This is a genomic window from Ralstonia sp. ASV6 (assembly GCF_016429285.1).
In the GTDB taxonomy this organism is placed as follows: Bacteria; Pseudomonadota; Gammaproteobacteria; order Burkholderiales; family Burkholderiaceae; genus Ralstonia; species Ralstonia flaminis.
On record NZ_JAELUI010000002.1, the window covers coordinates 1 to 24,652 of the forward strand.

Consider the following 24,652-nt stretch of genomic DNA (forward strand, 5'->3'; position numbering starts at 1 on the left):
CCCACACGTCGTACTTGCCGTTCTGGCCTTCGGCCAAAACGATGCTGCGCCACTTCGGCAAGACCTGCGTTGAAGTGGAGGTTTTGAGCCTGGGCTATCCGTCTCCCATTGAGAAAGCGGCCTGACCATGGCATCGCGCGCCAACCTGGCCAAGATCCACATCGCCCGGAAGCAGCTCGGCATGGATGAGGATACCTACCGCGCCATGCTGCAGTCGGTCGGTGGCGTGCAGTCGTCCAAAGACCTGGACGACGCGGGCGCCACCAAGGTGCTGGCGCACCTGCAGCGCTCGGGCTTCAAGCCAACCAAGCAGACCGGCCGCAAGCCGCGCATCGGTGGCGACCGTGCGCGTCTGGTCGGCAAGATCGAGGCGCTGCTGGCCGACAGCGGCAAGCCGTGGGCCTACGCCGAGGCGATGGCCAAGCGCATGTTTAACGTCGACAAGCTGGAGTGGTGCGACCGCGATCAGCTCTGGCGCCTGACCGCCGCGCTCCAGATGAGCGCCAACCGAAACGGGTGATGCATGCAGCTTGAAAGCGTCCAGGGCCTGCTGCCCCGCGTGATTCACCAGGTGGTCGACGCCGTTGGCGCCGCCGCTGCGCTGCAGCTTGTCGAGACGTTCGGCGGTTCAACCTACCGCGTGCCTGTGCGCAAGAGCGCTGCAGGCGAAAAGCAGTTCCGCCTGGTTGCCGATGTGATCGGAGATGAAGCGGCCCTGCAGCTTGTCGGCAAGTTCGGCGGCCAGGAACTGTACTTCGCCAACTGTTCCGAGGCGCTGCGCGAGCTGCGCAACCGGGAGATCCGCGCGGAGTTCGACCGACTGACGCAGGTCGAACGCATGGCTGCCATGCGCGCCGTAGCCCAGATGGCGCCGCGCTTTCGCAAGAGTGACCGCCAGATCTGGCGCATCCTGAACGAGACCGATAGAAGTGGTCCGGCGTCCAGCGCACAGAATGTGTTGTTTTAACGGTAAGTGGCACAATAGGCCGAAATTTCGGGAGGCCCTATGCAGCAACCGACATCACGCGATAAGTACCAGGACGACGAGCCCGCTATGACCACGTATGTTGCGAGGCGCGGAAAGTCGGTCGCAAACGAGAAGCGCCCGATTTCAGGCGGCTATGAGTGGGCGATGTATCGCCGCGATCAAACGCGGGGCTTCTGCTTTATCGCCGTCCAGTTCACCCAAGCCGATCTTTCCGACATTCCTCGTCCGGTGCTGGCCGCACGCATCCGAGACGCGCGCACACAGATTCGCGCCTGGCGCGACGCATCAAACTGACCCGGCGTTCTGTACCTTCCCCGACAACAAGCCCCGCCAAGCGCGGGGCTTTGTCTTTGGTGCTCCCTGACATGTGTCCTGCTCCAGGCTCCGACACGCACGCGCGAGACTGCCCCCGTACCGTTGCGCCGGCGTTCGGCGTTGACTGTTTGGAGCGTAGACCGTGCAACCCCGAGGCATTCGCAACAACAACCCCGGCAACATCCGCTGGAAAGACGACTGGCAGGGTCTGATTCCGTCGCACATGCGCACGGACAAGGACTTTTGCCAGTTCTCCGAGCCGCGCTTTGGCATCCGTGCCATGGCGGTCGTGTTGCTCAACTACCGCAGCAAGACCGGCATGCCCGGCATCGGTGGCCCAGGTATCGACACGGTGCGCGAGGTGATTTCGCGCTGGGCGCCGCCCAACGAAAACGACACCGAGTCGTACATCGCCGCAGTGGCACAGGCTCTGGCCGTCCACCCCGACGCACGCATCGACCTGACGGACGGCGGCACGCTGCGCTGCATCGTGAGCGGAATCATCCGACACGAAAACGGCATGCAGCCCTACAGCGCTGCGCTCATAGAGGAAGGCGTACGCCTGGCGCTGGCCACGCTGAAATGATCCGGCTGCTGCGCTACATCCTCAAACGCCTGGCCGAGCTGGTGACCGATGCCGGCACCGGCCGGCTTTCCCACACCAAGCTGTGGCCCAACGTCGCCAACGCAGCCGCCACGGTGGTGTTCCTGCGCGAAGGCTGGGACCACCGCCTGACGCCCGAGATCTGGGGCGTCTACTTGGCGGCCGTGGGCGGTTACACAGTCCTGATGCGCTACGTCACCAGCAAAGGCAAGCCCGATGCCCAACCGTCTACTTAACGCCCCCTTGATCCTGCTGATCGCCTTGGTCATCGCCATGATTGGCGGTGGCGTGGGTTACCACCTGGGGTTCAAGGAAGCCACCAAGAACGGCGATCTGGCCATGTCGACGTACAAGACAGGCCTGGCCACCGTTACCGCCGCAGGGTTGGACAAGGCCCTGCAGAACTTTGGCCAGCGTGTCGCCTTGGGCAACCTGCTGACCAGCCAACTGGTGGACCAGGAGCGCGGCAACGCGCAGACGGCCGCCGACCTTCATGCACAGGTGCCCCATGTCACGACTGTCTACCGTCCGGCGCCGGCTGCCCAGCCGGTGCCTGTTCCTGCTTGCGTGTTCACTCGCGGCTGGCTGCGCAGCTACAACGCAGCCATCGGTGCTTCAGTGCCCGCCAACGCCCAAGGCACCAGCGTACCTGCTCAAGCGACCGAAACCGCCGGTGCCGCTCCAGGAGACGACGATCTCGCCCCCGCGGCCATCACTCAAGCCGGCGTCCTGAGTCATCACATCGACTACGCGGCAGGAGCGAAAGACCTGGAAGCACAGCTCAACAAGCTGATCGACTACGAGGAAGGGCTGGATGTTAAGCAATAAAGCCCTGGACGAGGCCAGCCGCGTCGAACAGCTGGAACGCGACGCGACCGTCGAGGCAGTTCGGTCGCGTATCCCTAAGGGCGAGTCCGCCCCAATCTGCACGAACCCCCTTTGCGGCCGGGAGATTCCCGAGGCCCGCCGCCTGGCAGTACCGGGTTGCCGGTATTGCATCAACTGCCAGGCACGCCTGGACCAACACACCCGGAGAATCTGATGGACGACAAAGACCTGGTCCAGGCGCTTGGCCGCATGGAGGGCAAGCTGGACATGATGCTGGTGAATCAACAGAGCCAAGGCCAACGCATGGACAGCATGGACAAACGCCTGCGCGCCGTCGAGGTGAAAGCAGCTCAGACGGGCGCCATTGCCGGCGGCTTCACGGCAGTGCTAACCGCTCTCGGCGTCGAGTTCGCCAAGCGCAAGCTGGGCCTGTAATGGCGTACGACCAGGCAGTGCGGGACAAGGTCCGCAGCGCGTTCGTGTTCCAGCGTCTGTCGTTGGAGCTGGCGGCCGTCTCCGCCGGCGTGCCAATCAGCACGGCCCGTCGCTGGAAGGCCGACGCAAAGGCCAACGGCGACGACTGGGACAAGGCGCAGGCTGCGCAGCTCATGGCCGGCGGCACCATCGAAGATATTGCGCGCCAGATGCTGGCTGGTCTCGTCCTGCAGTACCAGGCGTCGATGGAGGCTCTGCAGACCGACAAGGAGCTGAAGCCGGCCGACAAGGTCCAGCTCCTGGCCAGCCTGGCCGATGCGTACAACAAGACCATCGCCGCATCCAAGCGCATCCTGCCCGAGACGTCCGAGCTGGCCACGGCCATGGACGTGCTGCAGCGCCTGGCCGCCTACGTTAAGGAACACCACGCCGACCTGATCGGAGTGTTTGCACAGATGCTCGACGGCTTCGGCCGCGAGCTGGCCCGCGACTATGGCTGATACGCAAGTCACAGAAAAGGAGTTCCTGGAAGAACTCCAGAAGCTCGGTGCTCAGCTGCGACGTGACATCGAGGCATACCAAAGCGGCCTGGACACAAGTCCGGCCGCGATTGCTGAGCGCCGCCGCCGCGTCCTGGTCGACGGCGATTTCCAGTTCTTCGCCTACACCTACTTCCCGCATCACATTCGCGGCGAGCCGTCGATGTTCCAGGGACAGTTCTGCACGCGGTTCCCGCAGTTGCTGCGCCAGGCCGGCGGCGTTAAGGAATGGTGGATCGCGCCACGGGGCGAGGCCAAATCGTCACTGTTGACCAAGGTTGGCCCGGTGTGGATTTCGGTGCAGGGGCTCCTGCAGCGCGAAGAGGTGCGCAAGGAGGTGGGCTGGCAAGGCCCGCCTCCACCGTTCATCGACTACGGCATCTTGTTGGGCGCGGAGACCAAGCTGCCTACCAAGCTGCTGGAAGTCATCAAGACTGAGCACATCGCCAACTCAGTGCTGGCGGTTGACTTCCCCGAGGTGTGCGGCAAGGGTAGCACCTGGAAGGTTGGCGAAATCGTCACGCGCACGGGCGTTAAGTTCGAGCCGTTCGGCGCTGAGCAGGCGATCCGGGGCACGTTCCACGGGGCGTCTCGCCCCAAGGTGCTATTTGGCGATGATCTGATTACCGACGCCGAGGCAAAGAGCCCGACTGAGCGCGAGAACCGCTGGACCTGGCTGACCAAGGCCATCGACTACCTCGGGCCGCCTGACGGTACGGTCAAGTACCTGGGCGTGGGCACGATCCTGGACAAAGACGATCCGATCTCGCGGGCCAAGAAGACCATCGGCCACGTGGTCCACCACTTCCGCGCGCTCGTCAAGTTGCCGGTGAACATGGACTTGTGGGAGCAATGCGAGCAGCTCATGCGCAATGCCGACAAGCCATTTGTGGAGCAGGCCCTTGCACAGGGCAAGGTGGTCGCCGAAACAGAACTGCCGTCCTTCCAGTTCTACTTGGAGAACAAGGCCGGCATGGACGAAGGCGCGGTGATTTCCTGGCCAACCGTGCGTTCGCTGTTCTGGTTGATGCGTCAGCGGGCCACCTCGCCGCGCGCCTTCGCCACCGAAATGCAGGGCGATCCGCGCTCCGACGAAGACAAGGTCTTCGGGAACATCACGTTCTGGGTGCAGCGGCTGCAGCACTGGATCATGTACGGGGCTTGTGATCCGTCGATGGGCAAGGGCGAAACGTCCGACCCGTCCGCCATCCTGGTCGGTGGCTTGGATACGTGGAACATGAAGCTGCACGTGGTGGAAGCCGTAATCAAGCGCCGCGTGATATCGAAACTGGAAGCCGACCTGATCGACGCTCAGCGCGAGTTCAAATGTCGAGCCTGGGCGTTCGAGAACAACAACGCCTATGAGCACTCGCGGCAGACGTTCATGATCAACGCTGCGCTCAAGGGTGTGCCGCTGCCGCTGGTGGGTATCACCGCCACGGTGGCGCCAGAAGTTCGCATCGACTCCCTGGAGCCGTACATCACGGACCGGGTAGCGCCGATGATCCTGTTGCACGCCAAGCTGACTGCGCTGCTTTCAGAGCTGGACACCTGGCCCGAGCCGCAATCAGGGCATCACTACGACGGTCTGACCGCCTTGCACCTGCTTTGGCACATCGCCAGCACGCGGGGCAATGGCCACTTCGAGTTCACGGCCGCCAGCCGTCACTCCTCCACCGCAGAAACGCAATCCGAGCATAGCGGCGATTCGCCGTTCGCCGGCAACTGGTAACGATCATGGCAACCATCGTTGACGTCAATGGCAACCCCATCCAGCAGGCAGTGCTGCGCGAGCAGCAAACCGCCGAGCTGACCTACCTGCACCGCGAATACGCCAACCACCCGGCGCGCGGCATGACGCCGTACAAGCTCGCGCGCCTGCTGGAAGAAGCCGAGCGCGGACGCCTGCAAGCGCAGACGGACCTGTTCCTGGACATGGAAGAGCGGGATGCGCACATCTATTCGGAGATGAGCAAGCGCAAGCGCGCCGTCCTTAACATCGAGTGGACGGTCGAGCCCCCCAAGAATCCGAGCGCCAGGGAAAAGCGCGACGCGGCCATGGTCCAGGAGCTTGTCAGCGACATCCCCGGCAAGGAAGACATGATCCTGGACATGCTCGACGGTATCGGGCATGGCTTCTCGATGCTGGAAATCGAGTGGCAGCAACTCGGTGCGAGCTGGCTGCCAAAGACGCTGCATCACCGGCCGCAGTCGTGGTTCCAGATCTCGCAGAACGACCAGAACGTGATCCGCTTGCGCGACAACTCGCCCGATGGGTCGACGCTGCTCCCCTTTGGCTGGATTCAGCACGTGCACAAGGCCAAGTCGGGCTACGTGTCGCGCAGCGGCCTGCATCGCGTGTTGGCATGGCCGTACCTGTTCAAGCACTACGCCGTGCGCGACCTGGCTGAGTTGCTGGAGATCTACGGCATGCCGCTGCGCCTGGGCAAATACCCGTCCGGTGCTGGTGATGCAGAGAAGTCGGCGCTGCTGCGTGCCGTCACGCAGTTGGGGCACTCGGCCGCCGGGATCATTCCCGAGGGAATGTCCATCGAATTCGAGAACGCCAGCAACGGCACCGAAGTGCCGTTCAGTGTCATGTTCGACATGATGGAGCGGGCACAGTCCAAGGCGATCCTGGGCGGCACGCTCACCAGCCAGGCCGACGGCAAGACATCAACCAATGCGCTGGGCGACGTACACAACGAAGTGCGCCACGACATCCAGGCATCGGACTGCCGGCAGCTCGCTCCGACCCTGAGCCGTGACATCGTGTATCCGCTCCTGGTGCTCAACGGAGGTCAGGCGGACAATCCACGTCGGCGCCCGCGCGTGGTCTTCCACGTGAGCGAACCGGAAGACATGGGCGCGCTGGCTACCAACGTGCAGACGCTGGTGAACATTGGGCTGCCGGTTGGTCAGGGCTGGGCCTACGAGAAGTTCAACATCCCCAAGCCCAAGGACGGCGAGGCGACGCTGCAACCGCAACGCCAGTCGGCGACGCCGACGCCGGCACCGGACGGCTCAGGGATGCCGCCCACCGATCCCTCTGTTGCGGCCAACCGTAGCCGACTGCACGCCGCGCTGGCCATCCTGCGCGGCACCGACAGTCCGCAGCCGTTCCAGGATCAGGTGCAGATGGACAAGGCCGTCGACCAGCTCGGCCAGGACGGCACCCTGCAGCGCCAAGCCGTCGAGCTGCTCTCCGATGTGCTCAAGCGCCTGCAGGAGGCGCCGTCGGCGGACGCAGCGCTGGGCTTGCTGGCCGAGCTGTTCCCGGACATGGACGACAGCGCGCTGCAGGAGAGCCTGGCCAACATGCTGTTCGCTGCCGACCTGGTCGGACGCCTGACGGCCGACGACAGCGACCAGGCGTAACGCATGGCAACGCTCACCGACGCCGATATCCGGGCCGTCTTCCGTATGCCGCCGGAAGACGCCATCGCCTTTGTTAAGCAGAAGGGTTTCCAGATCGGCTGGAACTGGTACGAGGTGAGAGACGCGGCGCACGCGCAGGCGTTCACGGTGGCCAAGGTTGCCCGGCTCGATGTCCTGCAGGACATCCGCAGCGCTGTCGAATCCGTCTTCGAAAAAGGCTGGAGCCTCGGCACCTTCAAACGCAACCTGACGCCGGTCCTGCAGGCCAAGGGCTGGTGGGGCAAGCAGGTCATCGTGGATGGCGAGGGCGGTGCCGAGGTGGCGCAGCTCGGCAGCCCGCGCCGCCTGGAGACCATCTACCGCACGAACGTGCAGAGCGCGATGATGGCCGCGCGCTACAAGCAGATGCTGGCCAACGCGCGCTTCCGGCCGTATTGGATGTACGTGGCCGTCATGGACGGCCGCACACGCCCATCGCACGCAGCGTTAAACGGCCGGGTGTTCCGGTACGACGATCCGATTTGGCAGTACCTGTACCCGCCCAACGGCTACAACTGCCGCTGCCGTGTGGTGGCCCTGTCCGAGCGCGACATGAAGCGCCGGGGCCTGGTGCTGTCGTCCAGCGACGGCATGCTGGTGACACGCGAGATTGATGCCGGCGTCGACCCGCGTACTGGCGAGGTCTACCGAACGGAGCAGACCGGCATTCGCCTGGTGCACGACGGCAAACCGATCACGTTCTATCCGGACGCCGGCTTTAACTACAACCACGGCGCCGCCGGCCTGGAGCAGGCCAGCCAGGTGCTGGCCCGCAAGGTGGAGTTCGCCGACCCGGAGCTGGGCGCCCAGGCAATGCAGTCAGCGCTGCACCTGGCGCTGCCCCAGCTCGCGGCCGAGTACCGCACGTGGGCCAGCCAGGTCATCGAGGCGGGGCGCGCGGCGAACAACTACCGGGTGGTGGGGGCGCTCCAGCCCGACGTGCTGGCGGCACTCAAGCGCATGGACATCCAGCCGGAGACGGCCGCGCTGACTGTGCGCGATGCCGAGCTGCTTCACCTGGCACGCGACAGCAAGACAGCACGCAGCGCGGCGCTTCCCATGGACGACATCCTGGCCCTGCCGTTTCGCCTGGCGTCGCCCCAGGCCATCCTGTGGGACTTGGAAGACCCTGCGCTGGTGTACGTGTTCCAGAGCGACGGTCTGCAGAAAAAGAGCAAGGTGGTGGTGCGCGTCGACTTCGCACAGCAGACGCGTGATGACAGCGGCCGACAGAAAGGGGCGCGCAACGCGGTACGCACAGCGGGACTGGTGGAAGCTGCAGACCTGGCCAACGGGAAGCGTTACACAGTGTTGACCGGACAGATGGAAGAGTGACCGCCGTGGAGGGGCGCCATTCCGGAGCTAGGCCGCTTGGCTTATCCGGTGTCCCTCATGTAGCGGCCAGGTCGAAACCTGGCCCCAGCGAGCAGCCCGGCGACTTTCTGCCGTCACGGCGGTCGGAATCCCAACTATAGCAAAGGTGAGCGAATGAGCCAGATGATCGACCTGGAAGTGAACGACGCGGCGCTCAATGCGTTGTTTGCCCGCTTCATGGAGCGGGCCACGAACGCGCAGCCCGCCATGCAGGAGATCGCGGAGACCCTGCACGAGCGCACGTCCCAAGCATTCGAGGAACAAGGCATCCCGCCCTGGGTTGACTTGGCCGACTCGACCAAGGCCAAGCGCACGGCAGCTGGTACGTGGCCGGGCAATATCCTGCATGTCACTGGCACGCTGGCCGGCTCCTACACCGCCTCATCTGGGCCTGACTACGCAATGCTGTCCAGCTTCGTGGAGTACGCGGCGATCCAGAACTTTGGTGGCAAGGCCGGGCGTGGGCTGGCAGCCACGATTCCAGCTCGGCGCCAGGTCCCTGTGGACGACAATCAGCAATTGCTCCCAGAGGTCCGCGACGATATCCTGGCTTTCCTGGCGAACTATCTCGAAACCGCCTGAAATCGCCCGCCAAGCCGCACCGTACTGCGGTTTTGCCAGAAGATGCGTTTAAACAGCCTCAGGCGGCGCGCAAGGCGAATCCAGCCACACGGGTAGCGGGCACCCAAAGATACCCGCGTTAAACATACGTTAAATCGCCTGCTAGGCGCATTCAGGCAGGCCACCAACACCGCGCAGGCGCGAGCGGACGAATCAGGGCTCCCTGACATTCGTCCAGCTACGACCAACCTCTCCCCCTCGGCACGATGGCGGCATGCCCCAAGCCATCGCCGTCCTCTCCTATTCCGTCGAGCTGAACCCAGCCGAGCCGTCAGCGCCCATCAAGCTGCTGCCGGCGGGTGCTTTCCGTTCTGTTGACGGCCGCCCGGCCGAGTGCCCCGCCTGGGTCTGCACCGCTGCGGACGCCCAGCGCGTAATCAGCCAGGCCGATGCGCAGCAGCGCCGCATCGTCATCGACTACGAGCACCAGACGCTGAACGCGGAAAAGAACGGCCAACCGGCACCGGCCGCTGGCTGGTTCAAGTCGATGGAGTGGCGCGACGGCAATGCCGACGAAGAGAAGAACGGCCTCTTCGCCACTGACGTTGAGTGGACCCCCAGGGCTCGCCAGATGATTGTCGATGGCGAATACCGCTATCTGTCGCCGGTGTTCCCCTACGACAAGAAGACCGGCGCGGTGCTGAAGATGCTCCACGTCGCGCTCACCAATTTCCCCGCCCTGGATGACCTGCCGGAAGTGGCGCTAAGGGCGGCGGCGCACTTCCAACACGACCAATTCCTGGAGAACGCAATGCCCGAATGGCTCAAGAAGCTGCTGATGTCGCTTGGCATCGACCCCGACAACGAACAGGCCGCCACCGCCGCGCTGACCGCCCTGAAGACCGCTGCTGATTCGGTAGCAAGCAAAGACACCGAGATCGCAGCGCTGCGTGCTACCGCCGCAACGCCCGACCCGACCAAGTACGTTCCCGTGGCCACGATGACGGCTATGCAGACCGAGATCGCCGCCCTGACCGCGAAGGTTAATGGCCGCGAGGTGGACGACATCATCGACAGCGCCCGCAAGGCCGGCAAGCTGCTTGAACCGCAACTGCAATGGGCGCGTGAGCTGGGCGGTAAGGATATCGAGGCGCTGCGCAGCTTCGTGGCCACCGCGCCGGCCATCGCGGCTCTGTCGCAGACACAGACCGGTGGCAAGGCGCCAGGGGCTGCCGCCAATGAGGGCGGCCTGAGCGACGCCGACCTGGCTGTCTGCAAGGCCATGGGCTACACGCCCGAGCAGTTCAAAGCGACGCTGCCCAAGAACTGACCCGGCTGCAGTTCACCTACCTGATCAACTCCCGGAGTGAAACATGACTGCAGCAACCGCTGACCGCGATACCCAGCGCCGCATCGGCACCAACTTCGCCTTCCCCATGAAGGGTGGAACCAAGATTTACACCGGCACGCTCGTCTGCCTAGTTGCCGGCCTGGCAGCCAACGGCGGCACTGGCGTATGTGTCGGCGTGGCCCAAGAGACGGTCGACAACACCAAGGGGGCAGACGGCGCCGTATCGATCAACGTTCGTCGCGGCGAAGTCTGGCGCTTCGACAACTCCGCCGCTGCCGACCAGATCACGCTGGCCGACGTGGGGGCCGATGCGTACATCGTCGACGACTCGACGGTGGCCAAGACCAACGGCAGCAACACTCGTTCGATTGCCGGAAAGATCCGCGACGTTGACTCGCAAGGCGTCTGGGTCGCGCTTTAACCACGGCAACGCTGGCGACTTAAGCCGGTACCGCCTTCCTCCTACTACTCGGAGAACACAGTAATGGAAATCAACCGCGCGAACCTGGACGCGATGTTTCGCGGCTACAACCTGGCGTTTCAAACGTTCTTTGACGGCGCGCCGTCCGACTGGCCGCAGATCGCCACGCCAGTGCCGTCGACCACGTCGGTCGAGGTCTATCCCTGGCTGGGCCAAACCACGGGCTTCCGCGAGTGGATCGGCGACCGCGTCGTGCAGAACCTGGCCACATCCGACTTCTCGATCAAGAACAAGGATTGGGAAAACACCATCGGCGTCTTGAAGAACACCATCGAGGATGACTCGTATGGCGTCTACAAGCCCGTGTTTGAGCAGATGGGCCGAGACGCAAAGGAACACCCGGACACGCTCGTGTGGAGCCTCCTGCAGAAAGGCTTCAACTCAACCTGCTACGACGGCCAGTACTTCTTCGATACCGACCACCCGGTGAAGAAGCCCGGCGGCGGCACCATGTCCGTGTCGAACTTCCAGGGGGGTACCGGTAACCCGTGGTTCCTGGTCGATAACACGCGTGCCATCAAGCCGATCATCTATCAGGTGCGCAAGCCGTACAACTTCGTGTCACTGCAGAACCTGGACGATCCGAACGTGTTCTGGAACAAGGAATTCCACTTCGGCGTGGACGCACGCTCGAACGTCGGATTCGGCCTCTGGCAGATCGCCTTCGCCAGCCGTCAAGCCTTGGACGGCAACGCCTTCGATGACATGTACGCGCAGATGAGTGGTCTGCCGGGAGATAACGGCCGCCCGCTTGGCATCCGCCCCAAGCTGCTCATTTGCGGCCCGAGCAACCGCAGTAAGGCGCTTGAAGTCGTGAAGGCCGACCGCAACGCCATGGGTGCGACCAACATCAACCGCGACGCGGTCGACGTCCTGGTCACGCCGTGGTTGCCGTAACCACTTAGCACCCCGCCCGGAGAACGCCCGCGCGACGCCATAAGCACGGGGGAAGACAGCCAGGAACCCATGGCGCAGTAGCAGGGTTCCTGCGCAAACAGGAAACCAATTCAGGAGGGCCATATGGCCAAGCAAGTGAAGGTGTTGCGCGTCGTCGCCAAGCGAGAAGGTTTTCGTCGTGCCGGCATGGAGTTCGGCTCCGTTCCGAAAAATCTCCCGCTGGACGATCTTCCTCACGACGCACACCAAGCGATCAAGAGCGACCCGAATCTGGTCACGTTCGAGACAGTGATGCATCTGCACGAAAACGGCAGCCTGGTCGATGTGCCGCATGCCGGCGTGGGCGACCTGGACAAGCGTGCGGCTGAGCTGAACGACCTCAAGGCAGAACTGCAGCGCGTAGCGTCCGAACTGGACGAGAGCGGCAAAGCTCTGCGCTTGCGCCAGGTCGAACTGGACGAGCGCCAGCGCGAGCTGGACCAGCGCGAAGCGGATCTGGTTGCACGTGAGAAAGCCTTGGCCAAGGCCGGGTCCGCCACCAAGAAGTCGGGCAGTTAAGCGGCCATGACGTACTGCACCCAGGCCGACCTGGTGCGCGAGTTCGGCACCGAAGAGCTGGTCCAGCTCACGGACCGCGCCGATCCGCCCACCGGTCAGATCGACGCGGAGCGCGTGGCCCAGGCCATCGAGACGGCCACCGCCGAAATCAACGTGTACCTGGAGGGGCGCTACCCCTTGCCGCTGGCCAGCACGCCCACCGTGCTGCGCCGCGTGGCGGTCGACCTGGCGCGGTACTACCTGTCCAACGACGTCCTGGACGACTCCCCGGTGGCGCTGCGCTATGCACGCCAGCTCAAGCTGCTGCGGGGCATCGCTGACGGCACGCTGTCGCTTGGTCTGGATACGGCGGGAGCCGTCCAACTGCCGGCCAACACGGTCCAGGTGTCCGCAGGCCGCAACGACTGGGGGAACAACTGGTGAGTGCGACCGGAGACTACTTCGCCATCGAACAGCCGCTGGTCGACCGCATCAAGGTTGTGCTCCCAGACGTGCCCCACGTCATCACCGCCGAAGACGCCGAAACCGCCAAGGATTGGCGCAGAGCGCCCAAGGCGGCTCACGTCATTTACATGGGCGACGAGGTGCCTCAAGGCGCCGCTGTGCAGGGCGGCGGCGGTGTCCAGCTCACGTCGCAGCTCTGGATGGTTGTGCTGCAGGTCAAGCACTCCGGAACCGTCCAGAGCGGTGCAGGCGCGCGGCGCATTGCCGGCCCCCTGATCTGGCAGCTCCTGCAGGGCTTGGTGGGACACCAGCTGCTTCCCACCTGGGCACCGTTGCGCCGCGCGCCCGGTCCGAAGGCCGGCTACCAGGACGGTTTCGGCTACTACCCCTTTGTTTTCCGCACCAACAACCTGATCCGAGGAAAAGCATGACCACCCAAAGCAAGGTCGCCATCGAACTGCTCAAGCCGCACAAGCACGACGGCGAGAAAAAGGACGCAGGCACCACGATCCACGTCCACGAGCACGACGCCGAATGGCTGAAACAGCACGGCGTGGGCAAGGCGGTCGCAACCGAGACCGCACCCAGCAGCCGCCAGCGTTAAACGCCCGGTCGCACTTTCTCAACTCCCGGAGAACCCAGCATGGATTTGCAACCCTACTACTACGGCCAGGGCAAGGTCTTTGGCGGCATGCGCGTCAACGGCGCCGTGAAGTCGCTGCGTTGGCTGCTCGATGTCAGCGCCCTGGATGCCGAATTCCAGGTCGAAGTGAAGAAGGCCAAGGAAAGCTACTCGGGCCAGGCCGCGACGGTGGTCAAGATCATCGCCGGCAAGTCGGCCAGTCTGTCGATGACTGCGATGCAGCGTTCGTCCGAAAACCTGGCGCTGTTCCTGCACGGCACCGCCACCAAGGGCATCGCCGGCACTGTGACCGGTGAAGCGCTGCCCGCCGGGCTCGCTGCAGGCGACCGTATCGCGCTCGCGCACCCGGCCGTCACAAATCTGGTGCTGACCGATGCGGCGGCGACGCCGGTGCCAGTGGATGCGTCCAAGTACGTCCTGGACCCGACCTACGGGGCCATCGACATCAAGGATGTGACCGGCACCACGCAGCCCTGGAAGGCAGCCTACTCCTACGGCGCGGCCGAATCGGTGTCGATCTTTACGTCGCCGCAGCCCGAGTTCTTCCTGCGCTACGAGGGCATCAACCTGGCCGACGAAGGCAAGCCGGTGATCGCCGAGTTCTACCGCGTGTCGACCGATCCGCTCAAGAAGCTGTCGATGATCAGCTCGGGCGATATCGCAGGCATGGAGGTGACTGGCGAAATCATGCTGGACCCGACGCGCGCCTACAGCGCCGAGTTCGGCCAGTTCGGCCGCCTCGTGCAGTTGCCGGCCGCCGCCTAAAGCCAGGAGCAGCCGGAAGCCATGAGCCTGACGACAACGGTCCCCATCGGCACGCACACCGTCCTAGTGCGCGAGCTGACGGTGGAAGAGATCCGTGCCTGGTTCGCACGCATGCGCGACCCCCAGCAACAGCTCGATGTGGTCGATGCGCTGATGTTCCGCGACGTGTCTGTCGCAGACATCCTGGCCAGCACCGACCTGACGGCGGAAGCCTTTGGCAGCCTGGCGCCGAGCGAGATCCGCGCGCTGATCGAAAAGATCAAGGAGGTGAACCCGGATTTTTTCGAGCTGCGGGCACGGCTGGCGGAAATCGGAAATCGCGCCGCGCCCGACCTGGCGAGTTCGAGCGCACCGTCTGTGCCCTGATCAGGCTCGGGCATCCGAACGCCTGGAAGTACCCCTGGGCCGTCTACCTGGCGGCCTGGGAAGAGATCAAGCAATCCAACCAGAAGTAACCCCGCGCCGTACCGGCAACACGGCACGGCGCGGGCTTTAACCGTCTACCGTCGCCATGGATATCGAACTGAGTCTGAAGCTCAAGCTGTTGGCCCAAGAGTTCGTCCGGGCCATGGGCGAGACGACGTCGGAGACGGATCGGTCCTTTAACACCATGCGTCAAGGCGCCCGAGCGGCGTCCGACGACATCGAGACAGCGTTTAACACGCTGGGCATCCAGAGTTCCAATCAAATTCAGGCTGGCATCGAGCGGATCGAAGCCACTTACAAGCACCTGGCCAGCAGCGGCGAGGCGTCGACGCAAGACCTGATCCGCGCAGCACGTGCAGCGAAACAGGAGATCGAGCAGCTGAACCGCTCGATGTCGACAGACAATACGGCCGCCGCCTGGGGCACGCTGGGCGTGCGCTCCCTCAAAGACATCCAGGTCGAGATCTCGCAGGTCCGCTCGGCGTACTACACGCTGGCCGCCAGCGGCAAGGCATCGATGGCCGACCTGGAGCGAGCGGCTGCAGCCGCCGACCAGCGCATTGCCGAGCTGCAGCGCGAGATCGCTGGTACCAGTTTCGAGGATGGCTTTGTCACGCTGGGCATCCGGTCGTTTGAGGAGCTGCGCGCCGAGATCGCCCGCGTACGTGATGCCTACCAGGTCCTGGCCAACTCTGGACGCTTGAGTGGTGTCGAGCTGGCGCGGGCTGCAGAAGCTGCAGAGAGCCGCATCGCTGCTCTGAACCGGGAGCTGAAAGGCGACAAGGCCGACGCCGGCATCGAGGCGTATCGCACGCTAGGCATCCGCGCCTTTGCCGACATCCGTGCCGAGGTCGAACGCACGCAGGCCGCGTATCGCACGCTGTCGCAAAGCGGCAAGCTGTCGGCCGAAGAGCAGGCGCGCGCCTTGGCCGCCACCCGTGAACGTGTCGCTGCGCTCAAGCGCGAGCTGGCCACGGCCGGCAACGAACAAGCGTACGAGGTCCTGGGCCTGCGCTCCCTGCAGGCGGTACGCGCCGAACTGGCGCAGACCGAGGCCGCGTATAAGCGCCTGGCCACGACGGCCAACCTGCCGGCCGCAGAACTGTCGCGCGCAGCCACGGCCGCGCGCCTGCGCATGCGTGAGCTGAACACTGAGCTGAACGGCGGTGTCGCTGCAGCGCAGGCGCACAACGGTGCCATGGGCGGTGTTGTGCAGTCGGTGCTTGCGGCGGCGGCGGCCTATGTCGGCTTCCAGACCGTTCTGTCCGGCGCACGCATGGCCATGCAGGATGCGCTGGCGCTGGACCGCATCAAGACCGGTTTAACGGCGATCACGGGGTCGTCTGAGAAAGCAACGGCTGAGTTTGGGTTCATCCGCCAGGAAGCCCAGCGCCTGGGCCTAGACCTGGCCACCGTCTCCAAGGAATACACCAAGCTGGCCGCCGCAACGCGTGGCACCACCCTGGAGGGGCAGAAGACCCGCGACGTTTTCTCCGCCGTCACCGAGGCGTCCACGGTGCTGGGCCTGTCGTCCGAGGAGACGGCCGGGGCGCTGCTGGCCATCCAGCAGATGGTGAGCAAGGGCACGGTGGCGGCCGAAGAGCTGCGCGGCCAGCTCGGCGAGCGTCTGCCTGGCGCGTTCCAGATCGCAGCTCGTGCCATGGGTGTGACCACCCAGGGCCTGGGCCACATGCTGGAGCAAGGCGGCGTCGCGGCCGACGTGTTCCTGCCCAAGTTCGCGGCCGAGCTGCGCAAGACATTCCAGGACGGTCTGCCGGCGGCGATGACATCGGCCCGCGCCGAGTTTGCCCGCCTACAGAACCAAGTGTTCGAGACGGCCGCATCGGTTGGTAAGTCGGGGCTTAACGAGCGCCTGGCCGAGGCCGCACACTTGCTGTCCGAGAAGCTGGCCGATCCGCGCGTGCAGCAGTTCCTGCGCGAGACGGGCATTTCGCTGGGCAACATGGCCGTTGCCGTGGCCAAGGTCTCGGGCGAGCTGGTCAAGATCGGCCAGATCGCCGGTGCCGGGCTCCTGGTTGGCAAGCTGACGGGTGGATTCGCTGCCGCTGGCCAGGCTGCCGCCGAAGCCGGCCGCCAGGTCGGGGTCCTGCAGGCTGGCGCCATGGCGCTGTCGCGCTTGAGCGTCTACCTGACTATCGGCCTGATCGGCATCGAGGCCGTGCGCGCTGGCGTCAAGCTGCTGTCGGACTACGCCCTGGAGCATCGGTCGCTAGGCGAAGCCGAGCGTGCCCGCATGGCCCAGCTCCAGGGGCAACTGCCGGCGCTCAAGGCCGCGACCGAAGCCCAGCAGCAGTACGCCAACGTGCAGCTGCGTTCGGCTGACGAGCTGCTGAAGCTGTCGCCCCAGCAGCTGGCCGCCTACCGCGAGCAACTGGCCGCCAAGAAGGCGCTGCAGCTGGCGGAGATGGGCCTGGCCATGCGTACCGAGGAGCTGACCGGCCTGCAGCTGCAGCAGGAAAAAGGCGGTCGTAACAGCGCCAGCATGGTGAAGCTGCTGTCCGAGCAGCACGCCGAGGCCGGCCGCCAGGCGCAACGCTGGCAGGTCGAGCTGGGCCAGACCAACGCGGCGCTGACCGCCCTGGACGCTGCCACCAAGGGCACCGCGAGCAACGTTAAGGCAACCATCCTGCCGGCGGTCAATCAGCTGCTGGCGGCATTCGATGCCCAGATTGCCCGCAGCCCGGAAGTCGCCACGGCCCTGGGCAAGGTGTTCGAGGGCCTGGACAGCAACAACCTGGCCAGCGTCCAGGCCGTGGTGGCCACCCTGGACGAGCTGGCCGTGCGCGGCAAGGCGAGCGCCCTGCAGATCCGTACGGCGCTGGAAAAGGAGCTGAACAATATCCCGCTCGATGGCCTGGTGCGTTTCCAGACCATCGCGCAGGCAGCGTTCGGTAGCAGCGCCGATGATGCACGCCGGCTCTCCAGCGTCCTGGACACCACGTTAAAGATCGCCCTGGACAAGATGGGGCTGTCTGTGGAGTCCGCACGCACGGGCCTATCCAAGCAGTTTGCAGATATCCAGATGGCGTTCGATGCGTTGGTGTCCAACGCTCGCGCCAAGGCCCCGGAGATCCGCGCGGCCACCGAGAAGCTGATCGACTCGGCCAAGACTGCGCAGGAGCTGCAGGCAGTGCAAGCGCAGCTGAACAGCCTGGCAGACAGCGGCCGTGCGTCGGCCGACCTGATGGCCGCCTCGTTCGCCAAGGTGACCAACCGCCTGCGCGAGTTGTCGTCTGCCAGCGTGCAGGCCGCCCGCGACCAGACCCAAGTGGTGCAGGCCCAGGCGGAGGCGCAGCGCGCGACAAACGACGTCACGCGCGCCAATGCTCAGCTCGTGCGAGAAGGCCGGGCGCTGTACGTCGCCCAGACCAAGGCCCAGCAGGAAGGCACGCTGGCGGCCAAGGATGCCGCCGTAGCCCAGCAGGCCGTCGTGGATGCCGCCCGCGCCGCCGTCGCTGCAGCCGAGGCCGAGGCCCGCGCGCAGAAGGACGCAGCTGCTGCAGTCGAAGCCCAAGCCCGAGCCAAGGAAGCTGAGCGCCGCGCCCAGCTCGAAGACACCGACAAGGCACGCCTGGCGTCCGAGCTGGCCAAGGCCACGGCAGATGAAGCCGCACGCCTGGCTGAGAACAGCCGCCAGGCCGCCATCGAGGCCAAATCGTTGGCGGACGGCTGGAGCGCCGTGGCCGACCAGGCCAAGGCTGCCGCCAGCGACGTGGCCGAAGCTGGCAACGCTGGTGGGGAAGCTGGCCAGAAGGTTGCCGGCAGCATCGGTGACGGTGTTGCGACGATCATCAACGGCATCCGCGAAAGCGTGCGGGCACTAGGCGACGATGCCGAACAGCGCTTCGCCCAGATGACCGGCATGTTTAACGGGCCGACCGACGCGGCGGGCAAACTCGCCAAGAGCCTGGCTGACGCCCGCTTCGAGCTGGGGTACCTGCAGAGCAACAAGCCCATTGGGGACGCCGTTGGCCTGAGCACGGCACTGGTCAACATGGCCCAGGCTGCAGCGCGCGTGAAGGTCGATACGCTGGAGAGTCGCGTCAACATCGAGCGGATGGCCGCCAGCGCGCTGGCTGGCGCCAACGCAGCGCAATTGCTCGCGCGTGGCTACAGCGGTGTCGGCGACGCCATCCGCCAAAGCACGCGCGACGCCGTCTCACAGTCGGAGAGCCTGGCCAGCAATGCGCGCGGCATCCACGAAGAGCTGCTGCGCATGCAGGGCAAGGAAGAGGAAGTCGAGCAACGCCGCTACAAGCAGCGCCTGCTCGATCTCGACCTGGAATTCAAGATCGCCAACGCCAAGATGGTGACGGCCCAGGCTGAGGCCAAGACGCCAGAAGACCGGGCCGCGCTCGCCCAAGCCGCCCGCGACCTGCAGACGGGCTATCAAAGCGCCAAAGCCGACCTGGCCGAGATCCACAAACGGACCATGGCCGACATCGCCGATGAGAAGCGCGCCAAGCAGCAGGCCGCCGAAGAGGAGGCGCGGCGCACAGAGGAGCAGCGCCTGCAGGCCCTGCAGACAGCCGCCCAGGAAAAGACCACCAACCGACTGGATGCGGTCGATCAATCAGCTCAGCAGGCGTCTGCTGCTGCCTCTGCAGCCAATGCGCAGACGGAACCGGCTAGGCGCGTACGCATTGAGCTGGCGACAAAAGACGGAACCATCGAGGCCGACATCAATGCCAAGGATGAAGACGCATTTATCAGACTCATGCAGCAAGCGAAGGAGCGCGCGTAATGAAGCTCACTAACCAGGTCTCAGGCGTGGTGCTGCAGCTTCACCACGATCTGCTTTGGACTGATGAGCACTCCTGGACAAAGGCGGTCACCGCTACGACCTATGCCATCACCGGTGCGCTGCTTGTGCAGGCCGCCACGCGCAAGACCGGCCGCCCGATCACCCTGGCGCCACCCAACGAGGAAATGGCCTGGTTGCCACGCTCTACGGTCGACGCGCTGCACGACTGGGCCGATATCGCAGGGCTGCAGATGACGCTGGAAATGGAAGACGGCAAGACCCGCAACGTCCAGTTCCGCCATGCCGACGGCGCCATGGATTCGCGGCCAGTCAAAGGTTTCCCTTCTCCCCAGCCAGACGATCCGTTCCTGGCCACGATCCGCTTGATGGAGATCTAAATGCCGATTCAAACCGGTGACATCAAACTGCTGCAGTCGGAAGTGCTGCTCGATACCGACAACGGCGGCGGCCGGATGACGGCCAACGAGGTGGTGGACGGCCTGTCCAACAACCTCTTCCCGGACATTTCCGAGCTGGACCGGACCTACGGCCGTATCGCGCTGCGCAAGGCGTTCCCGGCCGTCATGACCAGCACCACAGACGCTTACTTCGGTTGCAACCTGGTCGTTGCAAAGGCCCCGGACGATCCCAACGTCTCGATGACGATGTTCACGACCCGCAACTGGTTCGACCATCGCAGCGACGCGGCCAACGGCGTGCAGTCCTACCTGGCCAAGTCCGTTAAATGGGCCGGCCAGCTGCTCGGCACGCAACTGCAGGGCCAGCGCTCGGTGCAGCTTCTGCTGAAGGTCGGTGATCCGGTACCGAAGATCGGGCAGACGCTCGTCCTGGTGCAGTTCGAGGGCTTGCCGACCGAGTTCTCCCAATACGTGCGCGTGTCGGACGTTAAGACCACCACACGCCAGTTCAACTACAACAACGGCACGGCAGGCGGCATCACGTTCACGGGCGTCATGGCGACGCTTACGATCTCGTCGCAACTGCTCTACACGTTTAACGGCCCGGAGCCGACCCCCTACGACAACGGCGCTGCTCAAGCGATCTGCCGCGACACCGTTGTAGCCAACGCCGCCAACTACTACGGCGTGTCGGACTTGATCGAGGCGGTGGCGCCTGGCGACGTGAATATCGGCGTTAAGTCGATCTATTCGCAGTTGGTGCCCAGCGCCCAGCAGAGCACGCCGCTGGCCAACTTGAACGCGGCCGGCAACTACAACCCAGCCGTGCAGTCCGGCCAGACGCGCCAGGCTATCCCGGTGATCATCAGCGGCGCGTATCCGCAGCTGATCTACGTGCCGACCGCCATCAAGCCGGGTTCGCTTACGCTCGGGGCTTGTTCGGACGACGGGGCCGGCAACCTGATCATCACCTCCAACAACGTGGTGGTCGGCACCGTTGCCTACACCACCAACACGATCACGCTCAGCCAGTCGATGGGGCAAACCGGCCAGGTCAGCCTGAGCTGGATGCCGGCCGGCGTGCCGGTCATGGTGGCAAACACCGCGTCGATCGACATCAACCAGACGAATCGGCAGAACGTCTTCGTTCAAACGCTGGCACCTTTCCCGGCACCGCGGCGTCTGCAGATCTCCTACATGGCACAGGGGAACTGGTACACGCTCACGGACACAGGCGGCTCCGGCGGCTTCGGTGCGATCAAGGGCAGCGACCCATCACTCGGTGCCGGCACGATCAACTACGCGACCGGTACCGTCACGCTGACGCTCGGGGCGTTGCCCGATGACGGCTCGTCCCTGATGTTTGCCTGGTCGTCGCCGGTGCAGTACTTCAATCGCTCGGACACGACGCCGCCGGCCCCGTGGGTCAGCTTCTTTATTGCGCCGACCGACAGCACGCAGCAGCTCGTCATGGGCACCGTCAACGTGACCTGGCCGAAGCCTGGTGGCGGCAACTACAGCGCCACCGTGGTATCGGACACCCAGAAGATCACGGGCGACGCCACGGGCTATATCCGCTGGTACAACGGCCAGTACGAGATCCGCCTATCGCCCAATGTGCTGCCGGCGGGCGGCACCACCTTCACGCTGAACTACAACCTGGGCAGCAAGAAGACCAAGCATTTCACGGCACCGCTGCGCGATGGCAATGCTGACCTGAACCTGGTGCTGGATGACAAGAACATCGTCCCCAGCTCGCTGAAGGTGACCTGGAACGTGCTCATCAACGACTACAGCACGATCTCGAACGTCCCCGCGCAGATGCAGTACTTCCAGACTGACCCCTATGCAACCGCGCAAGGTGACAGCACGGGCAAGCTGCGCCAGTACAAGGCAGATGGCACCAACACGGTGGTCGATCACAGCGCGGTCGACTACGTCAATGGCCTGGTGAAGTTCAAGCCGGACGTGATCGTGAGCGTGCCGCAGCCCGTGTACCAGTCCAACGTGACCGGATACATGCGCAACGCGAATGGTGGTCTGAGCGGCCCGGACTTCTTTAACCCGGTCTATCAAAACACGCTGGTCGGCATCAACTATTACCCCGTCGCGGCCACCTATCCCAACGACGCCAGCGGCTCGGTCGACGTCGAGTACATGACCAACACGGGCAGCGCACAGCAGCAACAGGTGACCGTCTCCGAGTGGAAGTTCGACCTGACGTACCAGTACAACGAGCCGCTGGTGCCTGGGTCTGTGATGTTCGCCTGGGGCGGCAAGGTGTACTACGAGCTGAACGGCACGCTGTTCTGCGACTTCAACGCAGGGACAAACAGCGGCACCGCCGCCGGCACCATCAACTACGCCACCGGCGAAGTCTCGATCACCACCTACACGCCAGGTGGCGGCAATGGGGTCAGCCTCCTGTCGCTGCTGACAACCGTAACGGGCCAGCCGGTGGACTTCCTGAGCTTCCGCGTACCGCAAGCCCCGGTGGTGCCGGGCAGCCTGCAGCTCCAGTTCAGCCCGGTGACGGGTGGCACGGTGACGGCCACATCGAACCCGGACGGCACCATCACCGGCACCAACTGCTTCGGCTACATCAACTACCAGACCGGCGTCGTGAACATGCGCTTCGGTCGAATGGTGACGGCAGCGGGCAATGAGAGTGCCATCTGGTACAACCCCGATGCCGTGACGACGGACGGCAAGATTTTCAAGCCGTATCCGATCTTCGCCAACACGGCCACCTACAACGCCGTGGCGTATTCGTACCTGCCGCTGGACAGCTCGATCCTGGGCCTGGACCCGGTGCGTCTGCCCGTCGACGGCCGCGTGCCGATCTTCCAGAAGGGCTACGTGGTGGTGGTCCACCACACCGAGCAGATCCCGTTCCCCAACGCGAACGCGGGCACAAAGGTCAGCGCAACGCGCGTGCGCCTGGCTGTCGGCCGAGTGATCGACAGCTCGGTGCCGTACAAGGTCGTGGACCCGAGCATGTACTCGACGGACCTTAACGCCGGCACTTGCACCTTGGGTGGCTCGATCAACACGAGCGGCTACAAGCTGCCGCTGGTGTTCGAGAACCGCATCGAGGACATGGCGCAGACGTCCGACGTGCAGATCAACGGCCGCCTGGCGCTGACGCGTCAGCTCACCCACAACTTCCCGGTACCAGGCTCGAAGGTCTCTTCGGCCCTGATCGCGGGCGACCTGCAGGCGCAGGCGCTGAACATGTTTGCGCAGGCAACCTGGAGCGGCGCATGGTCAAACGCGCTGATTGGTGCTGCACCCACGGCCAACTACAACAACGCGCAGTACCCAATTCTGGTCACCAACAAGGGCGCGCTGCAGGAACGCTGGGCGTTGATGTTCACCGACCCGCAGAACTTCCGAGTCGTAGGCGAGCAAAGCGGCCAGGTGGCAACCGGCAACGTCAACCAGGACTGCGCACCCAACAACCCTGCAACCAATCAGCCGTACTTCACCCTTCGCGCTGCTGGCTGGGGCGGTGGCTGGCAGGCCGGCAACATCCTGCGGTTTAACACCACGGCCGCCAACTTCCCCGTGTGGGTCGCTCGTACGGTCCTACAAGGGCCTGCCACGGTGCAGGACGACACCTTCCAAATCCAGATTCGCGGCGACATCGACCGTCAATAGAGGACCCACCATGACCGTTAAATTCTTTGCGAGCACAGACAAGGGCATGCCCACGCCGTCGAGCGCGGCCGGCGCCCTGGCGGCCTTTCTCGATGTCTGTCTGAATACCGGGTACAACGCTCAGACCGCCACATCGCTGACGCAAGCCGCCGGCACTGCCACGATGGTGCTGAACAGCGGCCACGGCTTCAACCCGGACCAGAGGGTGCTGGTGTCCGGCGCCAACGAGGCCGGGTACAACGGCGAGCAGACGGTGCTGACGACCACCAGCACGTCGATCACCTTCGCGGTGCCGAGTAGCGCAGCCGCGACTGCCACGGGCACGGTAAGCGTCAAGGTGGCGCCGCTGGGCTGGAACATCGCCTTCACCGGAACGAACAAGCGTGTGTACACGCCGTCCGTGCCGCAAAGCCTGGGCTTCTTCTTGCGCGTGGATGACACCGGCAGCGTGGCGCGCGTGCGCGGCTACGAGAGCATGACCGACGTGGACACCGGCGTGGGGCCGTTCCCGACAGATGGCCAGATCAGCGGCGGTGGCTTCTGGAGCAAGCAGTACTCCAACTACGCGGTGCAGTGGGCGCTGTTTGGAGACGAGCGCCTTTTTTACCTGCTGCTATTCCCGCAAGGCGTATCGTCGGTAGGCCCGTTGGTGGGCTTCGGAGACATCAATGCCCAATCGTCGGCAGATGCTTACGCCTGCATGCTGGCCTGTGTCCCCACCGATTTTTCGTACAGCAACGGGGCGCTGGCGGGCGACCTGTCATTCCCCCAACAGGCCGGCAGCAACGGCATCTTCTTCCCGCGCGGCTACACCCAGACTGGCTCGGCCAAGCAGGCGTTCCTGGCCTCCTTCGGTATCCCGATGGGCTCGGTGTACAGCGGCACCGGCAACACCAACAACGGCAGCGCCGTGGGCTTGTCGTTTCCGAACCCGGCGGACAACGGCATCTTCGTGAACGCCCCATATGTGGGTCACGATGCCGGCCTGCGTGGCCAGTTGCCGGGGCTCTACCACACCTGCCAGAACTGGTTCAGCAGCTACAACCACCGGGACAAGATTCCCGGCACCGATGCGCTGGTGGGCAAGAAGCTGATGGCCATCCGCACCGGCACGCCGAGTGGCGGCCTGTCGTACTTCGGCATGGTCGGCATCGACATCACCGGCCCGTGGCGCTAGGGGGC

Annotated in this window: 26 protein-coding genes; all 26 read left to right on the top strand. The window is 64.5% G+C overall.

From position 1 onward, the window contains the following. The first annotated feature begins 127 nt into the window (after positions 1 to 127). Positions 128 to 520: a gp16 family protein gene (locus JHD73_RS00375; protein WP_064804971.1), complete on the top strand. Its 393-nt coding sequence runs from the start codon at positions 128 to 130 to the stop codon at positions 518 to 520. A 3-nt stretch (positions 521 to 523) separates the two neighbouring features. After that, positions 524 to 967 carry a Mor transcription activator family protein gene (locus JHD73_RS00380; protein WP_064804973.1) on the top strand — a complete coding sequence of 148 codons (444 nt, stop codon included), beginning with the start codon at positions 524 to 526 and terminating at the stop codon, positions 965 to 967. A 39-nt stretch (positions 968 to 1,006) separates the two neighbouring features. Continuing rightward, the gene (locus JHD73_RS00385; protein ID WP_199026634.1) at positions 1,007 to 1,282 is read left to right on the top strand and encodes a hypothetical protein; all 276 of its coding nucleotides are present in this window, start codon (positions 1,007 to 1,009) and stop codon (positions 1,280 to 1,282) included. 163 nt (positions 1,283 to 1,445) lie between these two features. Then, positions 1,446 to 1,889, top strand: coding sequence for a structural protein P5 (locus JHD73_RS00390; RefSeq protein WP_064804977.1), 444 nt, complete (start codon positions 1,446 to 1,448; stop codon positions 1,887 to 1,889). After that, positions 1,886 to 2,143, top strand: a complete 258-nt coding sequence (locus JHD73_RS00395) for a hypothetical protein (protein WP_064804979.1) — start codon at positions 1,886 to 1,888, stop codon at positions 2,141 to 2,143. Before JHD73_RS00390 ends, JHD73_RS00395 begins: the two co-directional genes overlap by 4 nt. Then, complete coding sequence (locus JHD73_RS00400) at positions 2,124 to 2,735, top strand: hypothetical protein (RefSeq protein WP_199026635.1); 612 nt, start codon at positions 2,124 to 2,126, stop codon at positions 2,733 to 2,735. The genes JHD73_RS00395 and JHD73_RS00400 overlap by 20 nt, the downstream gene beginning before the upstream one ends. After that, the gene (locus JHD73_RS29700; protein ID WP_082932846.1) at positions 2,722 to 2,949 is read left to right on the top strand and encodes a TraR/DksA C4-type zinc finger protein; all 228 of its coding nucleotides are present in this window, start codon (positions 2,722 to 2,724) and stop codon (positions 2,947 to 2,949) included. Before JHD73_RS00400 ends, JHD73_RS29700 begins: the two co-directional genes overlap by 14 nt. Further along, complete coding sequence (locus tag JHD73_RS00410) at positions 2,949 to 3,170, top strand: hypothetical protein (protein WP_064804983.1); 222 nt, start codon at positions 2,949 to 2,951, stop codon at positions 3,168 to 3,170. The genes JHD73_RS29700 and JHD73_RS00410 overlap by 1 nt, the downstream gene beginning before the upstream one ends. Beyond that, positions 3,170 to 3,670, top strand: a complete 501-nt coding sequence (locus tag JHD73_RS00415; RefSeq protein ID WP_064804985.1) for a DUF1804 family protein — start codon at positions 3,170 to 3,172, stop codon at positions 3,668 to 3,670. Before JHD73_RS00410 ends, JHD73_RS00415 begins: the two co-directional genes overlap by 1 nt. Next, positions 3,663 to 5,441, top strand: a complete 1,779-nt coding sequence (locus JHD73_RS00420) for a hypothetical protein (RefSeq protein ID WP_233176720.1) — start codon at positions 3,663 to 3,665, stop codon at positions 5,439 to 5,441. The genes JHD73_RS00415 and JHD73_RS00420 overlap by 8 nt, the downstream gene beginning before the upstream one ends. Positions 5,442 to 5,446: 5 nt before the next feature. Then, positions 5,447 to 7,087, top strand: a complete 1,641-nt coding sequence (locus JHD73_RS00425; RefSeq protein ID WP_199026636.1) for a DUF935 domain-containing protein — start codon at positions 5,447 to 5,449, stop codon at positions 7,085 to 7,087. 3 nt (positions 7,088 to 7,090) lie between these two features. Then, on the top strand, positions 7,091 to 8,461 hold the full coding sequence (locus tag JHD73_RS00430) for a phage minor head protein (RefSeq protein ID WP_199026637.1): 1,371 nt from the start codon (positions 7,091 to 7,093) through the stop codon (positions 8,459 to 8,461). Positions 8,462 to 8,614: 153 nt separating this feature from the next. Beyond that, positions 8,615 to 9,082 (top strand): phage virion morphogenesis protein, encoded by a 468-nt coding sequence (locus JHD73_RS00435; protein ID WP_199026638.1) that lies wholly within the window; start codon positions 8,615 to 8,617, stop codon positions 9,080 to 9,082. Positions 9,083 to 9,335: 253 nt separating this feature from the next. Next, on the top strand, positions 9,336 to 10,391 hold the full coding sequence (locus JHD73_RS00440) for a phage protease (protein ID WP_199026639.1): 1,056 nt from the start codon (positions 9,336 to 9,338) through the stop codon (positions 10,389 to 10,391). Between the two features lie 43 nt (positions 10,392 to 10,434). After that, on the top strand, positions 10,435 to 10,833 hold the full coding sequence (locus tag JHD73_RS00445) for a hypothetical protein (RefSeq protein WP_199026640.1): 399 nt from the start codon (positions 10,435 to 10,437) through the stop codon (positions 10,831 to 10,833). A gap of 63 nt (positions 10,834 to 10,896) precedes the next feature. Further along, positions 10,897 to 11,790, top strand: coding sequence for a Mu-like prophage major head subunit gpT family protein (locus tag JHD73_RS00450; RefSeq protein WP_199026641.1), 894 nt, complete (start codon positions 10,897 to 10,899; stop codon positions 11,788 to 11,790). 123 nt (positions 11,791 to 11,913) lie between these two features. Beyond that, positions 11,914 to 12,348, top strand: coding sequence for a hypothetical protein (locus JHD73_RS00455; RefSeq protein ID WP_199026642.1), 435 nt, complete (start codon positions 11,914 to 11,916; stop codon positions 12,346 to 12,348). A gap of 6 nt (positions 12,349 to 12,354) precedes the next feature. Then, positions 12,355 to 12,771, top strand: a complete 417-nt coding sequence (locus JHD73_RS00460) for a gp436 family protein (protein WP_199026643.1) — start codon at positions 12,355 to 12,357, stop codon at positions 12,769 to 12,771. Beyond that, the gene (locus JHD73_RS00465; RefSeq protein WP_199026644.1) at positions 12,768 to 13,223 is read left to right on the top strand and encodes a hypothetical protein; all 456 of its coding nucleotides are present in this window, start codon (positions 12,768 to 12,770) and stop codon (positions 13,221 to 13,223) included. Before JHD73_RS00460 ends, JHD73_RS00465 begins: the two co-directional genes overlap by 4 nt. After that, positions 13,220 to 13,396, top strand: a complete 177-nt coding sequence (locus JHD73_RS00470; protein WP_156669025.1) for a hypothetical protein — start codon at positions 13,220 to 13,222, stop codon at positions 13,394 to 13,396. Before JHD73_RS00465 ends, JHD73_RS00470 begins: the two co-directional genes overlap by 4 nt. A gap of 39 nt (positions 13,397 to 13,435) precedes the next feature. Continuing rightward, positions 13,436 to 14,200: a hypothetical protein gene (locus JHD73_RS00475; protein ID WP_199026645.1), complete on the top strand. Its 765-nt coding sequence runs from the start codon at positions 13,436 to 13,438 to the stop codon at positions 14,198 to 14,200. Between the two features lie 21 nt (positions 14,201 to 14,221). Then, positions 14,222 to 14,566 (top strand): hypothetical protein, encoded by a 345-nt coding sequence (locus JHD73_RS00480; RefSeq protein WP_199026646.1) that lies wholly within the window; start codon positions 14,222 to 14,224, stop codon positions 14,564 to 14,566. A gap of 145 nt (positions 14,567 to 14,711) precedes the next feature. Beyond that, positions 14,712 to 19,391 (top strand): tape measure protein, encoded by a 4,680-nt coding sequence (locus JHD73_RS00485; protein WP_199026647.1) that lies wholly within the window; start codon positions 14,712 to 14,714, stop codon positions 19,389 to 19,391. Next, positions 19,391 to 19,789 (top strand): hypothetical protein, encoded by a 399-nt coding sequence (locus JHD73_RS00490; RefSeq protein ID WP_199026648.1) that lies wholly within the window; start codon positions 19,391 to 19,393, stop codon positions 19,787 to 19,789. The genes JHD73_RS00485 and JHD73_RS00490 overlap by 1 nt, the downstream gene beginning before the upstream one ends. Beyond that, positions 19,790 to 23,470: a hypothetical protein gene (locus JHD73_RS00495; RefSeq protein WP_199026649.1), complete on the top strand. Its 3,681-nt coding sequence runs from the start codon at positions 19,790 to 19,792 to the stop codon at positions 23,468 to 23,470. Between the two features lie 10 nt (positions 23,471 to 23,480). Further along, entirely contained in the window at positions 23,481 to 24,647 is a 1,167-nt protein-coding gene (locus JHD73_RS00500) for a hypothetical protein (RefSeq protein WP_199026650.1), read from the top strand. Positions 24,648 to 24,652: the final 5 nt, after the last annotated feature.

Bases quoted from the DNA above. Each gene is read 5' to 3' on its own strand.
- JHD73_RS00485 (WP_199026647.1), top strand. From the start codon at position 14,712: ATGGATATCGAACTGAGTCTGAAGCTCAAGCTGTTGGCCCAAGAGTTC.
- JHD73_RS00395 (WP_064804979.1), top strand. From the start codon at position 1,886: ATGATCCGGCTGCTGCGCTACATCCTCAAACGCCTGGCCGAGCTGGTG.
- JHD73_RS00375 (WP_064804971.1), top strand. From the start codon at position 128: ATGGCATCGCGCGCCAACCTGGCCAAGATCCACATCGCCCGGAAGCAG.
- JHD73_RS00425 (WP_199026636.1), top strand. From the start codon at position 5,447: ATGGCAACCATCGTTGACGTCAATGGCAACCCCATCCAGCAGGCAGTG.
- JHD73_RS00460 (WP_199026643.1), top strand. From the start codon at position 12,355: ATGACGTACTGCACCCAGGCCGACCTGGTGCGCGAGTTCGGCACCGAA.
- JHD73_RS29700 (WP_082932846.1), top strand. From the start codon at position 2,722: ATGTTAAGCAATAAAGCCCTGGACGAGGCCAGCCGCGTCGAACAGCTG.
- JHD73_RS00490 (WP_199026648.1), top strand. From the start codon at position 19,391: ATGAAGCTCACTAACCAGGTCTCAGGCGTGGTGCTGCAGCTTCACCAC.
- JHD73_RS00440 (WP_199026639.1), top strand. From the start codon at position 9,336: ATGCCCCAAGCCATCGCCGTCCTCTCCTATTCCGTCGAGCTGAACCCA.
- JHD73_RS00450 (WP_199026641.1), top strand. From the start codon at position 10,897: ATGGAAATCAACCGCGCGAACCTGGACGCGATGTTTCGCGGCTACAAC.
- JHD73_RS00380 (WP_064804973.1), top strand. From the start codon at position 524: ATGCAGCTTGAAAGCGTCCAGGGCCTGCTGCCCCGCGTGATTCACCAG.
- JHD73_RS00430 (WP_199026637.1), top strand. From the start codon at position 7,091: ATGGCAACGCTCACCGACGCCGATATCCGGGCCGTCTTCCGTATGCCG.
- JHD73_RS00435 (WP_199026638.1), top strand. From the start codon at position 8,615: ATGAGCCAGATGATCGACCTGGAAGTGAACGACGCGGCGCTCAATGCG.
- JHD73_RS00500 (WP_199026650.1), top strand. From the start codon at position 23,481: ATGACCGTTAAATTCTTTGCGAGCACAGACAAGGGCATGCCCACGCCG.
- JHD73_RS00415 (WP_064804985.1), top strand. From the start codon at position 3,170: ATGGCGTACGACCAGGCAGTGCGGGACAAGGTCCGCAGCGCGTTCGTG.
- JHD73_RS00385 (WP_199026634.1), top strand. From the start codon at position 1,007: ATGCAGCAACCGACATCACGCGATAAGTACCAGGACGACGAGCCCGCT.
- JHD73_RS00420 (WP_233176720.1), top strand. From the start codon at position 3,663: ATGGCTGATACGCAAGTCACAGAAAAGGAGTTCCTGGAAGAACTCCAG.
- JHD73_RS00445 (WP_199026640.1), top strand. From the start codon at position 10,435: ATGACTGCAGCAACCGCTGACCGCGATACCCAGCGCCGCATCGGCACC.
- JHD73_RS00400 (WP_199026635.1), top strand. From the start codon at position 2,124: ATGCCCAACCGTCTACTTAACGCCCCCTTGATCCTGCTGATCGCCTTG.
- JHD73_RS00495 (WP_199026649.1), top strand. From the start codon at position 19,790: ATGCCGATTCAAACCGGTGACATCAAACTGCTGCAGTCGGAAGTGCTG.
- JHD73_RS00480 (WP_199026646.1), top strand. From the start codon at position 14,222: ATGAGCCTGACGACAACGGTCCCCATCGGCACGCACACCGTCCTAGTG.
- JHD73_RS00475 (WP_199026645.1), top strand. From the start codon at position 13,436: ATGGATTTGCAACCCTACTACTACGGCCAGGGCAAGGTCTTTGGCGGC.
- JHD73_RS00455 (WP_199026642.1), top strand. From the start codon at position 11,914: ATGGCCAAGCAAGTGAAGGTGTTGCGCGTCGTCGCCAAGCGAGAAGGT.
- JHD73_RS00470 (WP_156669025.1), top strand. From the start codon at position 13,220: ATGACCACCCAAAGCAAGGTCGCCATCGAACTGCTCAAGCCGCACAAG.
- JHD73_RS00410 (WP_064804983.1), top strand. From the start codon at position 2,949: ATGGACGACAAAGACCTGGTCCAGGCGCTTGGCCGCATGGAGGGCAAG.